Genomic DNA, 14,418 nt, shown 5'->3' on the forward strand with positions numbered 1-14,418 from the left:
AACACTTAATTAACTATGAAAATTATGGAAAACTGTTATTTTTATGTTAATGGGATTTTGAAGTAAACCAACATAATATTACTTCTCCTCAGCTTCAAAAAATATTTTCTATTGAGCCCATTCGACGAGACATCATTATCAAAACAATAGAAACTATTTTGACCTGTGAAATCATTGATGCATCCTGTGGAATGGTTAACTACTTAAGATTCTTGATATCCTTCTTTAGGCACTCTGTACAACAAAATAATGCCAACTAAAAAGAACAAGAACAAAAACAAAATAGAATTGCGCATACTCCCTGTGATTTGATCTATAAAACCATAAATGAGCATCCCGATAACAATTCCGATTTTTTCTGCTACATCATAAAAACTGAAATATGAGGTAGTATCCTCGGTCTCTGGCAAAAATTTGGAATATGTTGATCTTGCAAGTGATTGAATGCCTCCCATAACCAAACCAACTATCGAAGCAGCGATGTAAAATTGAATTGGTGTTTCCATAAAATAAGCATAAAAACACAAGGCCATCCAAATGAAATTAACAAAAACGAGTGTCTTTATATTTCCAAATCTTGAAGATGCTTTTGATGTTAAAATTGCACCTACAATAGCAACAAGTTGAATAACCAATATACTTACTATTAATCCAGTGGTTTTAGCATCATCACTTCCCCACGCAATTTCTTCCTCACCAAAGTAAACAGCAACTAACATAATAGTTTGTACAGCCATACTAAATACAAAAAAGGCATATAGATAACGCTTTAATCTTAGGTTTTCTTTTAACTGATTCCATACACCTTTCAACTCCTTAAAGCCGTTAAATACAATAGATCTAGTGACTTTATGGCCTGATGAAACACCTTTAGGAAGTATATAAAATGTGTATTGACTAAACAAAGCCCACCAAACACCTACTGTAATAAAAGAATAACGCATCATTTGCATTTTATCCTCACCATTTTCTTGGCTCATTACCATTACAAGGTTAATAATAAGAAGAATAACACTACCGATATAGCCCATGGCAAAACCTTTGGCACTAACACTATCCTGCTGCTCTTCATATGCAATATCTGGCAAATAGGAATTGTAGAATACTAGACTTCCCCAATACCCAATCAGCCCCATAAAATAGAATAGTAGACTGAGGTGTATTCGTTCTAGACTAAACCAGTATAGACCGATACAGCCTATTGCACCAACATAGCAGAAAAATTTCATGAAGCTTTTTTTATTACCAACATAATCCGCAATTCCTGATAAAATCGGTGAAATAACCGCAACCACCAGAAACGTAAAGGCGGTAACAAATGTTATAAGTGCTGTACTCTTAAACTCATAACCAAAAGCTTCGACACGTTTTACTTCTGAAAGAAATAGTGCTGAATAAAATATTGGAAAAATAGATGAGGCTATCGTTAATGTATAAACGGAATTTGCCCAATCATAAAATGCCCAAGCATTGAGAAGTTTTTTACTCCCTTTTTGTAGTTGACCCATAATTAAAATAAAAAAGCTGCTCTTATTGAGCAGCTTCTAAAATAGTTAATTATTGTTTAACTTAATATTAATTTATTGGTCTGAATGAGGTAACACCAAACTTTCTGGCTTCTGCCTTAGCCTTAGGGGCTAATTCCAACAAATTGGCTATTCTTGAATCGTTACTCGGGTGTGTGCTCAAAAATTCTGGTGGCGCTTGCCCTCCACTATTGGCTTTCATACGTTTCCATAATTCTGCTGCTTCATCTGGATTATACCCTGCTATAGCCATTAAATAAGTACCAATCTTGTCGGCTTCTGTCTCATGACTTCTACTAAAAGGTAAAGCAAACCCAACAGAAGTACCAATGCCATAAGCTTGCATCCACATTTGTTGTTTTTCAGGACTTTCATTGCCAGTGGCCACAGCAACTGCAATACCTCCAGCCTGTTGTAAAATTCCCGAACTCATTCGCTGTTGTCCATGATTTGCTAATGCATGTGCCACTTCGTGACCCATAATGGCAGCTATACCTGTTTCATTTTGTGCTATAGGAAGAATGCCTGTATAGAAGGCTATTTTTCCTCCTGGCATACACCATGCGTTCACTTGTTCTGATTCGATAAGTTTATATTCCCATTTATAATCATCCAAATAGCCTTGATGACCATTTGCGTTTAACCAACGCTCTGCAGCAACAGCAATACGTTGCCCAACACGAGTAATCATTTCTGCATCTTTTGTTCCAGTAACAACTTTGCTCTCACTGAGTACTTGATTATATTGGGCGAAAGATGATGGAAACAACTGGGCATTAGATACTAAAGCCATCGTTTTTTTGCCTGTAAATGGATTTGTCGCGCAAGAAATAATAATGGCAATGATTCCTAGAGCCAATATCCCCTTTTTAAGATTCATAGCTAATGGTTTAAATTTTATAATTACTAAAGTACAAAAATCTGTTTGTAATTATGAGACACCAAAATGATTTATCGGTCACTTTATTTTATTAATTTGCCTATAATATGTAGTTCCGAAAAGTTTTTATCCACTACAAAAGAATGTGTTCCATTAGACTTTAGATGCGTCAGGGAGATTTTCTCATTATCTAATTGAATCTCAGCAATATCAAAGGGCAACCCATGAATCTGTATTCTAAAAGTTTCATACGATGTAATAAACTTGCCCTCTTTATACTGGTTAATTATCAATTCATTTTCACGACCTGTAAGACTAAAGTTCCTTAAGCTATAACGCCCTTTTTTATAATCAAAGCCGTCATTGGCATCACTAAATAATTCACTTTCTTCCTTACCCCTCTTATAATACACGTCTAATGTGATTTCGCTGATTTCCTTTTCCCCAACATATTGTTGGATGGGGTATTTCGGGATTATGGCGCCCTCTTTAATAAAAATTGGCATACTATCTATATCGGCTTCTACCCACATTTCCTTACCGCCTTTAATCACTTCATCGTTCCAATAATTATACCAATTACCTCTAGGTATATACATCCTTCTTCCCTTTGCATTTGGCTCTAAAACTGGGCATGCTAATATCTGTTCGCCAAAAATAAACTCATCCGTTCTGTAATGTGTATGTACATCATCTTGGTCAAACAATACCAACGATTTTAGCAATGGTGTACCATGATCTGCATAATTCCAAAATGCAGTATACAGATAAGGTAGCAATTGATATCTAATCTCAATAAACTTCCTTACAATATCTGTTACATCTTCATCAAATGCCCAAGGTTCTTGATCACCATGATCGCCAGAGGAGTGCACTCTAAAAAATGGATGGAAAACACCTAGCTGTATCCATCTCGCAAATAACTCTCCTTGAGGTTGTTCTGCAAATCCGCCAATATCACTACCTACAAAACCAAAGCCAGACATTGACATGCGCTGCGCTTGAATATTAGCAATCCATAAATGCTCCCAAGTAGCAACATTATCTCCTGTCCAAGTGGATGTATATCGCTGTGTCCCAGAGTAAGCTGCTCTGGTGATAACAAATGGCCGCTTAGGATAGCTATACTTTTTTAACCCTTGATAGGTAGCTCTAGCCATCTGCATTCCATAAATGTTGTGTGCTTTTCTATGACTACAAGGGTTGCCATCATAATCGTGGCGAACATCATCTGGAAATGTTTTATTTGGCACTTCCATAACTGCTGGTTCATTCATATCGTTCCATACGCCTTTAATACCAATATCTTCAATAAGTTCCTTAAACAAACCAGACCACCAATCCCTTACCTCAGGATTTGTAAAATCGGGAAAGTAACATTCGCCCGGCCATACTTTACCTTTCATATAAGCACCGTCAGCACGTTTGCAAAAATAATCTTTGTCTAAGCCTTCTTTAAAAACAGAGTAATTCTTATCTATTTTTATACCTGGATCTATGATCGCCACAGTTTTAAAGCCTTCAGCTTTTAACTCCTTTACCATACGCTTGGGGTCTGGAAAATACTCCTTGTTCCAAGTAAAACAACGGAATCCATCCATATAGTCAATGTCTAAATAGATAGCATCGCATGGGATTTTTAGCTTTCTAAATGTTGAAGTGATTTCTTTGACTTTACTTTCTGGGTAGTAGCTCCACTTACATTGGTGAAACCCTAAAGCCCACATAGGTGGTAAATGGTGTGGTTTACCTGTTAAATCCGTGTAGCTTTCAACTACATCAGTCATTTTTGGGCCATAAAGAAAATAATAGTTCATTTCACCACCTTGAGCCCAAAAACTCGTCACATTTCTTCGTTCGTGAGCAAAATCAAATGAGGATCTGAATGAATTATCAAAGAAAATACCGTAAGCTTTTCCATGATGCAGACCCGTGTAAAAGGGTATCGCTTTATAGATTGGGTCTGTATCTTTACCATAAGCATAAGAATCCGTTACCCAGTTGTTGTAACGCCTTCCCTTAAGATTGAGGTGATTTGGTTTATCGCCTAAACCATAATAACTCTCACCATCATTAGAGATTTTGCTCATCTTCACGATATTACCTCCAAATTGATAACTCTCTTCCCAGTGAAATCCAATTTCATCCTGATTGATTAAGGTGTTATCCTTAGTGTCGTAAATGGAAATTCTTAGACTCTCTTTAGAAATCTCGCACCGTAACTTAGAAGTTGTTACAATGAACAAATCGTCCTTTTCATCAATTTCAAGTTTGTTATAGCCTATACTGGCATATTTTGTAATGGCATAAGAAAAATCTTTATCGAAATTGCCAACTGTAGTATATCTAAAACGAAGTAAACTATCTCTTAAAACCGTAAGCTGAAGGATAACATCATTGCTAGTGGTAAAATATAGTTTATCAACATCTTTCTCAAAGTTAATTATTTTTGAAGGAAACTGATTTCCTTTGTGTTCTAATTCGGTATTTACAATCATAGCTTGATTTTTACGTAAAGGCACGTAAAAAAAAGGAAAAAATAGAACTTAAGAAAGCGTAAACCCACCTATTTATACAGAGTTGTCAACTACAACGTTTGCGGAGCAATTTTTAGACCCAACTAACGTTCCATACTTTGAATAAATATCACTTTGAATACTTAAATGCTACCATTCCTAATGGTGGAATATTTATTTCTATGGAATCATCCCTAAACTGCCAAGGTTCTGCTTTTGTAGTCTGCATTTTGTTTTTATATTCACCAGAACCAAAATATTTTTTCAAGTCACTATTAAAAACTTCTTTAAGCTTTCCTTTTCTTGGTACTCCCATTTTGTAATTCTCACGTGGTACGGGTGTCATATTACATGCTATGACCAAGTCATTTTTAGTATCGTTTCCTTTGCGGATATAAACTAACACTGAGTTCTCGGCATCATTATAATCTATCCACTCAAAGCCTTCCCCTGAGAATTGTTTTTCGAACAATGCAGGTTCTTTTCTGTAGAATGCATTAAGGTCTTTTACTAAGGACTGAACACCTTTATGCGGATTATATTGCAATAAATGCCAATCTAAACTCTCTTGGAAGTTCCATTCTTCACTCTGACCAAATTCAGCTCCTTGAAACAAAAGGTTGGTCCCTGGATGTGTAAACATATAGGAGTAAAGTAATCTTAAATTGGCAAAGCGTTGCCATTCGTCACCTGGCATTCTTCCTAAGATAGAGTTTTTGCCATAGACTACCTCATCGTGGCTTAATGGTAACATAAAATTCTCAGTAAAGGCATAGGTCATACTAAACGTTAAGTCGTTTTGATGATGCCTTCTGTAAATTGGCTCTTTGGAGAAGTATTGCAAAGTATCGTGCATCCATCCCATCATCCATTTCATTCCAAATCCAAGTCCTCCCAAATAAGTTGGCTTAGATACCATAGGAAACGAGGTTGATTCTTCAGCTATGGTTTGTACATCTGGAAATGCACTATAAACGGCTTCATTCATTTCTCTCATAAACGAAATCGCCTCTAAATTTTCACGACCACCAAACATATTTGGCTCCCATTCTCCATCTTCCCTACTATAATCCAAAAATAGCATAGAAGCCACTGCATCTACGCGAAGTCCATCGGCATGATACTGATCTAACCAAAATATGGCATTACTTATTAAGAATGATTTTACTTCGTTACGACCGTAATTGAATATTAAACTCTTCCAATCTGGATGATAACCTTTTCTTCTATCCGGATGCTCGTACAAGGCCGAACCATCAAAAAATCCAAGGCCATGTGCATCTTCAGGGAAGTGTGATGGGACCCAATCCAAAATAATGCCTATATCATTCTGATGTAGTTTATCTACTAACAATTTAAACTCCTCGGGGTATCCAAATCGCGAGGTAGGTGCATAATAACCTGTAAGTTGATAACCCCAAGAAGGGTCAAAAGGATACTCCATAATTGGCATTAACTCTACATGAGTAAAGTTCATTTCTTTTACATAGGAGACTAAGTCATCTGCAAGCTCCCGATATGATAAAAATCTATTCTCCTCAACTTGTTTCTTCCAAGAACCCAAATGGACTTCATACACTGAAAAAGGTGCATTAATACTATTGTGATCCTTACGTTTTTGCATCCACTTTTCATCTTTCCAACTATAGTCATCATCCCATACTATAGAAGCTGTATGTGGAGGATGCTCACAGCGTCTGCCATATGGATCGGCTTTTTCGGTCTTTATATCATTATGGTGACTGTGAATCTTGTACTTATATCTACTGCCCTTACTAACACCGGGTATAAATCCTTCCCAAATACCGCTTTCGTCCCATCTTACAAATAGTTTGTGATCTCCTTCTAACCAATAATTAAAGTCGCCTACTACAGAAACCGACTTTGCACTTGGTGCCCAAACCGCAAAGTATGTTCCTTCTACGCCGTCTACTGATGTAATGTGAGATCCAAATTTTTCATATAATCGATAGTGCTTTCCTGACTTAAATAAATCGATATCAAAATCCGTGAATAAACTGTGTGCAATAACTTCTGCCATAAATCTAGTGATTGATAATATTTGAAATTCCTTTTAATGGAATCACTGCCCATCTTGGGCGAGAGTTAAGCTCATAACCTAACTCGTAAACTGCTTTCTCAAGCAAAGCATACTTTAATAAAAAGATACGTTCTTGTTGGTATCCAATATTAATATTGGCATCCTTTATGAGTTGAACGTATGTCCCTAAAAATACATTCTTTAGGTAACGATACAATACTTCTCCAGCTTCAAAAAGTTCTTCTTGACCGTGCTTGTATGTATCGATATTATTGAATATTGTTGCATAGATTGCATAATGAAAAGACCTGAATAATCCTGCAACATCCTTTAACGGTGGTTGCTTTACTTTACGGTCTTGAATCGTACTTTCTGGTTCTCCTTCAAAATCTATGATATAAAAATCATCATCTTTTACCAATACTTGGCCCAAATGGTAATCACCATGAACACGAAGACGTTCGCCTCTTAACTGGGTCCAGTCAAAATTTACAAAGCGCTTTCGCACTTCATTTTTCTTTTCCAAAAATTCTTCGGCTAACTCTAAAGCTAGTCCATCTAATTTGTGAAGATTATTCTCTACTGAATTCAATCGGTTTTGAAATTGATACAATAACCTATTCTTTAACCAAACGGTATAATCACCATTAAAACGTGTTGGTTCGAATGCCGTATCTTCAAATTCCGAACCTAATGCTACGTGCATTTCTGCGGTGCGTTCTGCCAACTTTTGAACTTTTACAAACAGGTTTAAACCAACCCAATCTATAATTTGTGGTGGAATGTCCGATATGCTCAAGCGGTGAAATCTTTTAGAAACAGGAAGTCCTTTTATATCTATAGATTTTTGCTCTAAATTTAAAAACACCTTGTGTATTTCCTTAAGGAAGTAATCAAAAGCATCTCCATCGTTAGGAACTAACTCTTGCATTAACCCGATAGTAATATTTACGCCTTCATGATCCTTAATTTGAATGCTTCCTAAATAACCAGGAACATTTTTAAATCCCTTTCTTTCTGAAAGGAAACGGCTCATTTCATAATCGGGGTTACGATCGGGATAAATTCGTCTAAAAAATTTTAAAACACAGGTGTCATTGTAAATTATCGACGTATTACTTTGCTCTAATCCCATAAAACGAGACGAGATATAGTCTGTATCCTTAAAAAGATGACTCTTATAATATTGAACACGAGTAGTATCGTTTGGTACGGCAGTTCTTATGCGCTCATAAACGACACGACGAAACGCCTCTAAATTAATGGCGTCAATAATGAAGCCCTTATTATTCTGTATACTGATAGGAAGAATCCTATCGTCTTTTGCAAAATTTTCGTCGGTAACAAATGCGATGGGCAAAAAGTAATTTTGAAAAAATGCTTCATAAAAATTTACTTCTAGAATTAACCCATAGTAAACTTCTTCCTTATTTTGAATTCTAAAGTATTCCGATAATTCAATGTATTTTAACTTACTACTTTTACCACCATACCAACGCTGTCTAACGATATAATCTTCCAAAACTTCTGATAAAAAGATTTTTACGAAATCTTTATTTTCCATGAGTTCTTCCCATGGTACATCAAAATTAAATGGTGCTTGCTGAAGTTTGGTTGTTTTGGTCGTTTGTTTGGCCATTAACTACTTATTTATTTTAAATATATGAAATGGTAAGGTGGGATGCAACTCTATAAAATTCCATTCATTGTACCAATTGTAGCTACTTCCTGTAACTAAATCATTAACAGTGATTTGATGGCCAGGATGCACACCAAGCTCACCCAATGGTAATTGCACTGAACCTTGCTGTACGTAATAGTGATCTAAACTAACGATGATTAAAAGTTCATCGGTCTTGGCCTCATTCCATTTGTAGTAGGCCATTAAATTATCGTTTTCAATATGACAGAACCTAATATTGTTTGTCTGTTGGAGTGCTTCGTGCTGATGACGAATATGATTGATTCTTGAAATAATAGTCGTTAGCTTGTTTTGAATAAACCAATCATAATGCTTTACTTCAAACTTTTCAGACATATAATACTCTTCTCTACCCGGAATAGCCTCGTCGAGCATTTGTTCAAATACAGGGCCATAAATCCCTATATTTGAGCTAAGTGTGGCTGCCAGTGCATATCTTTGAATATATTTAGACTCATTAGAACCTTGAAGATGATACGGATTAATATCTGGTGTATTAGGCCAGAAATTGGGACGCATATATTCGCGTTGGTCCGTTTGTGTCAACTCTGTTATATACTCAGTGAGTTCATGCTTTGTATTGCGCCAAGTAAAATAAGTATAAGATTGTGTATAACCTTGCTTAGCCAATTGTTGCATCACTTTGGGTTTTGTGAATGCTTCTGATAAGAATAGCACATCAGGATGTTTTTTCTTTACTTCAGAAATAGCCCAACCCCAAAAGTAGTAAGGTTTTGTGTGCGGATTATCCACTCTAAAAACATTAATACCACATTCTTCGATCCAGTAGAGCAAAATAGCCAAGCATTCTTTCCATAGATCTTTATAGTTTTTACCCTCCCAATAGATCGGTAGAATATCCTGATACTTTTTTGGTGGATTCTCTGCATATTGTACCGTTCCGTCTGGCCGCCATTTAAACCAATCGGGGTGCTCTGTTACCCAAGGATGGTCTGGCGCAGCTTGCAGAGCGTAGTCCATAGCCACTTCTAAATTATGATCTTTAGCCTTCTGAACTAGAGCCTTAAACTCTTCAACAGTTCCCAATTGCGGGTGAATATCTTTGTGTCCACCATATTTAGATCCTATTCCCCAAGTTGAACCCGAATCGTTTTCGGTAGCATCTGTGGTATTATTTCTACCTTTTCTATTTACTTCACCTATGGGATGTATTGGTGGAAAATACAAGGTATCAAATCCCATTTCGGCTATTCTAGGCAACAAACGCTCACAATCCTTGAATGTACCATGTTGACCTTCTACTTCAGAAGAAGATCTCGGGAAAAATTCATACCAAGTACTGAATAGTGCCTTTTTACGGTCTACATATACCTGCAGCTCTTTAGATTCATTGGCTAGATGCTTTTCGGGGTATTTTACAAATATATCGTGAAGCTCAGAACTAACAGCTTCCTTAATGGCATCATTATACTTAGATTCGTCACCAAAAGCATCAATGCAATATTCTAGGTATTGCTGTTCTTCCTTTGTTGTTTTTTTCAATAAGGGTTTCAAATAAGTGATACCTTCAAGAAGCTCGGATTTTACATGCTGGTTGTCATCAATCTTACGTTCAATACCATGCTGCCAATTTAGCGCATGATCTACCCAACCTTGTACTTTATAGCTATAAAATCCTTGTTTTTCTACTCTAAATGAAGCTTTCCATTCGTCATTAACAACGAGGTGCATTCTTACCTCATTCCACTTTTTAGCATTTTCGTGTTTAAACAAAACTGATGCAGCAATAACATCGTGTCCATCTACTAGGACATGAGCATCTACATTAACAATTTCATTTACAATACGTTTTATGAAAAACTCTCCGCAGTTTATTTGAGGTTTTACTGCATCTATAACTACTCGCCTTTGGTTATGCATAGTCTTGGTTGATTGTTATTTGTGCCACGAAAGTAATATACATTATCGACATATAAAAGACATTATAGCCAGTGTAGATACTACAACGTTTGAATTTGAAAACTATTTAAAAAACAACTAAAAAATCTATTGTATGATGGTTTTTGGCGGGATTATGGCATCCTTTTTTACGACCACTATTCCGTCCTTTACAAAATAGTTATCCGTCTCAACATCTTTAAGATGTTTACCACCATTAATTCTTACGTCATCTCCAATTCTACAGTTTTTATCTAGAATTACGTTTTTGATGAAACATCTTTCCCCTATTCCCATAAAAATACTGATCTTATGTTTCTCTACTTCTTCTAAGGATTCATAATGGTCATTCCCCATCATATAGCAATTTATCACAGTAGACTCGGCTCCTATTCTAGAACGAATACCGATAACGGAACGCTCAATTTTGGCAGCATGGATTAAACATCCCTCAGAAATTACGGTTCTATCCAATAAGGTTCCGGATATTTTTGAGGTTGGTAAAATTCTGGCATTGGTATATATGCGCTGTGTATTATCATAAAGATTGAACTTTGGTATTTCGTCCGTTAAACCAAGATTGGCTTCAAAAAACGAATCAATATTTCCTATATCTGTCCAATAGCCTTCAAACTGATAACTTAATGTTTTATGTTTATCGATGGCGTCGGGAATAATCTCTTTACCAAAATCGATCTTATTCGGTTCTTCCATAAGTTCAACCAATAAATCTCGGTTGAAGATATATATACCCATTGATGCCAAATAGTGACGCCCTTCATTTTTCATCTCTTCACTTACTGGAGAAGTCCACTCTGGTAACAATGATGCATCTGGTTTTTCTATAAATGACTTTATAATACTATTATCATCGGTTTTTAGAATTCCAAATGCGGTGGCATCTTTAGCATTAACAGGTTGTGTAGCAATGGATATTTCAGCACCACTTTCTTCATGCGCCTCAATCATCTCATTAAAATCCATTTGGTATAATTGATCTCCTGAAAGAATAAGTACATAATCAAAACTGTGCTGCAACAAATGATGCATACTCTGTCTAACAGCATCTGCTGTCCCTTGAAACCACTTATCACTATTTATGGTCTGCTCGGCAGCTAAGACATCAACAAACGCAGAACTAAAAAAACTAAAGTGATACGTGTTTTTTATATGTCTGTTTAATGATGCAGAATTAAACTGGGTCAACACATACATTCTTTTAATGTCTGAGTTGATACAGTTAGATATTGGTATATCTACTAATCTATATTTACCAGCTATAGGTACTGCTGGTTTAGAGCGATTAGCCGTAAGAGGGTAAAGTCTAGAACCTTGGCCTCCACCAAGAATGATACTAATTACTTTTTGATTGACCATTGATTTTATATTAACGATTTATATATGTCTAAAGTTTGCTTAGCTATGGCTTTCCAATCGAAAAAATCCTCGACTCTTTTTCTGCCATTTTTTGCCATTTTATTCCTCAATTCCCCATCATTGATCAGCGTATTAATTCCACTTGCCAAATCTTTTGAAAACTGATCTGGGTTTACGGGTTCGAAAGGCGCTGATGATTGTTGCTCTAGGCTTATTAATAAGCCTGTTTCGCCTTCAACCACGACTTCTTTTATGCCACCGACCGCACTGGCAACGACTGCTGTTTCACAAGCCATCGCTTCAATATTAATAATCCCAAAAGGTTCATAGATTGATGGGCAACAAAACACATCGGCATGTGAGTACAATTGAATCACATCTTTTTTATCCAACATTTTGTCTATCCAAAAGATATTATCTCTGTTTTTGGAGGCATCGGCTACAGCATCTTCCATTTCCTTTGCAATCTCTTTAGTGTCTGGTGCTCCAGCACATAAAACGATCTGCGTATCTGTATCAATATATTTTATAGCATTAACTAAATGTATAATTCCTTTTTGCCTTGTAATTCTTCCAACAAAAAGCACATAAGGTTTAGATTTATCTATGCCATAAGCCTCTAGTACATCGGTTTCATCAACAACAACATATTCTTTTAAATCTATGCCGTTATAGACAACTTCTATTTTACCTTCATCGACATCAAAATGTTTTAAAACATCTTCTTTGGTCTCCTCTGAAACCGCAATAAGACAATCTGCCATTTCAATAGCTGTTTTTTCTATCCAAGAAGACGCATCATAACCTCTTCCCAATTGCTCGCGCTTCCAAGGTCTAAGTGGCTCTAATGAATGTGTTGTTAAAACTAAGGGAATACCATAACACAATTTTGCCATAATTCCCGCAAAATGCGAATACCACGTGTGACAATGTACTATATCAGCATCTATAGTGTTTGCATTCATATGTAGACCTGTACTTAAGGTTTTAAATACAGCCTTTAACTTTTCATCACTGTTGGCAAATACACCGTCTTCAAATGGATAACCTCTTACGCTTAAACGATCTCCCTCAATATCTTGGTCGCCAAAAGCTCTAACTTCGACCTCTATAAGTTCTGCCAATTCCTTCGCTAAATATTCAACATGTACACCAGCACCTCCATAAACATAAGGTGGAAATTCTCTTGTAAGAAATAACGCTTTCATAGATTTCTTTTTTGGAAGAAAATTAGTTTGATAAATTAAACTGTAAAATAACGAAATAATGTGATTTTACAAGCTATAAGATGAAATTACTTAACAAAAACATAAACTTTAACAACATCGTAATTTCTGATGATATTAATCGACATAACTGACAATCAAAATTTTGTAATTTTATAATATGAAAAAGATTTTATTATTAGTGTTAACAGCAATGCTCTTTAACTGCAATAGCATTGCCCAAAAAAAAGAAACCGAAGAAAAAGAGACCTTTCCAATTACGAAAACCGAAGCCGAATGGAAAGAACAACTTACCGAAAAGCAGTATTATGTTTTACGCAAAGCCGGAACTGAAAGACCCTTCTCAAGTCCTTTGAATAAAAACTACGCGAAAGGCGTATATCATTGCGCAGCATGCGACACACCTCTATTTAAAAGCGAACATAAGTTCGATTCTGGTACTGGGTGGCCAAGCTTTGACAGAGAAATTGAAGGTAATGTCGCTTTTTCCACCGACTACAAAATTGGTTATGCTCGTACTGAAGAACACTGCGCCACCTGCGGCGGTCACTTAGGGCATGTATTTAATGATGGGCCAAGAGAAACAACAGGAAAACGCCATTGCATTAATGGTGTTGCACTAAAATTTGTACCTGAAGAGACTGAAGAAGCTACCGAAAAGAATGACTAGCTATCTCGAGAGTGCCATAAAACAGTTTGAATATTATAAAAGTCTTGGCGACAAAACCATATCTCAATTATCTTTTGAGAACTTAAAACAAGAATTTGCTAAAGACTCAAATTCTATTGCCATTGTTGTAAAACATATGGTGGGAAATATGCTCAGCCGTTGGACCAACTTCTTAATAGAAGATGGCGAAAAAGAATGGAGACAACGCGATAATGAATTTATAGACACCTATAATTCAAAAGAAGACATTATCAATTCATGGCGCAAGGGATGGAATTGTTTGTTCAATGCGCTTAAAACGCTTTCTGAAAATGACTTAGATAAGATCGTATATATCAGAAATCAAGGTCACACGGTGACAGAAGCCATCAATAGACAAATGATGCATTATGCCTATCACACAGGGCAGATTGTGTTTTTGGGCAAGCTTATAAAAGGAAAAGACTGGGAATCGCTATCAATTCCCAAGGGGAAATCAAAAGATTATAATTTAGAGAAATTTTCAAAAGATAAAGGCAAAAGGCATTTTACAGACGACCTGTAGCACAAGTTTTACTAAAACCTTATCTAAATCCTTGCTT

General features: G+C 36.1%; 10 protein-coding genes. 2 read left to right on the forward strand and 8 right to left on the reverse strand.

Annotated elements, in window-relative coordinates; genetic code table 11:
- Positions 1–203 precede the first annotated feature (203 nt).
- From Q0972_RS07070 to glgA, 8 genes are all read right to left on the reverse strand, one after another.
- Positions 204–1,508, reverse strand: a complete 1,305-nt coding sequence (locus tag Q0972_RS07070) for an MFS transporter (protein WP_299364193.1) — start codon at positions 1,506–1,508, stop codon at positions 204–206.
- Between the two features lie 67 nt (positions 1,509–1,575).
- Positions 1,576–2,406, reverse strand: a complete 831-nt coding sequence (locus Q0972_RS07075) for a M48 family metallopeptidase (protein WP_299364196.1) — start codon at positions 2,404–2,406, stop codon at positions 1,576–1,578.
- 83 nt (positions 2,407–2,489) lie between these two features.
- Positions 2,490–4,904 (reverse strand): glycoside hydrolase family 31 protein, encoded by a 2,415-nt coding sequence (locus Q0972_RS07080; RefSeq protein WP_299364199.1) that lies wholly within the window; start codon positions 4,902–4,904, stop codon positions 2,490–2,492.
- A 148-nt stretch (positions 4,905–5,052) separates the two neighbouring features.
- A complete protein-coding gene (gene glgB, locus Q0972_RS07085; RefSeq protein ID WP_299364201.1) occupies positions 5,053–6,963 on the reverse strand; it encodes a 1,4-alpha-glucan branching protein GlgB in 1,911 nt (636 codons plus the stop codon).
- A 4-nt stretch (positions 6,964–6,967) separates the two neighbouring features.
- Positions 6,968–8,602, reverse strand: a complete 1,635-nt coding sequence (locus Q0972_RS07090) for a phosphotransferase (RefSeq protein WP_299364203.1) — start codon at positions 8,600–8,602, stop codon at positions 6,968–6,970.
- Between the two features lie 3 nt (positions 8,603–8,605).
- The gene (locus tag Q0972_RS07095) at positions 8,606–10,546 is read right to left on the reverse strand and encodes an alpha-1,4-glucan--maltose-1-phosphate maltosyltransferase (protein ID WP_299364206.1); all 1,941 of its coding nucleotides are present in this window, start codon (positions 10,544–10,546) and stop codon (positions 8,606–8,608) included.
- A 126-nt stretch (positions 10,547–10,672) separates the two neighbouring features.
- Positions 10,673–11,941, reverse strand: a complete 1,269-nt coding sequence (locus tag Q0972_RS07100; protein ID WP_299364208.1) for a glucose-1-phosphate adenylyltransferase — start codon at positions 11,939–11,941, stop codon at positions 10,673–10,675.
- A gap of 5 nt (positions 11,942–11,946) precedes the next feature.
- Positions 11,947–13,149 (reverse strand): glycogen synthase, encoded by a 1,203-nt coding sequence (gene glgA, locus Q0972_RS07105; RefSeq protein ID WP_299364210.1) that lies wholly within the window; start codon positions 13,147–13,149, stop codon positions 11,947–11,949.
- 178 nt (positions 13,150–13,327) lie between these two features.
- Here glgA and msrB point away from each other — a divergent pair, with 178 nt between their 5' ends.
- Both msrB and Q0972_RS07115 read left to right on the forward strand, forming a co-directional pair.
- On the forward strand, positions 13,328–13,837 hold the full coding sequence (gene msrB / locus Q0972_RS07110) for a peptide-methionine (R)-S-oxide reductase MsrB (RefSeq protein ID WP_299364211.1): 510 nt from the start codon (positions 13,328–13,330) through the stop codon (positions 13,835–13,837).
- Positions 13,830–14,381 carry a DinB family protein gene (locus Q0972_RS07115; RefSeq protein WP_299364214.1) on the forward strand — a complete coding sequence of 184 codons (552 nt, stop codon included), beginning with the start codon at positions 13,830–13,832 and terminating at the stop codon, positions 14,379–14,381. The genes msrB and Q0972_RS07115 overlap by 8 nt, the downstream gene beginning before the upstream one ends.
- The last annotated feature ends 37 nt before the right edge of the window (positions 14,382–14,418 follow it).

The sequence above is a fragment of the Winogradskyella sp. genome (assembly GCF_028282165.1).
Classification (GTDB): domain Bacteria; phylum Bacteroidota; class Bacteroidia; order Flavobacteriales; family Flavobacteriaceae; genus Winogradskyella.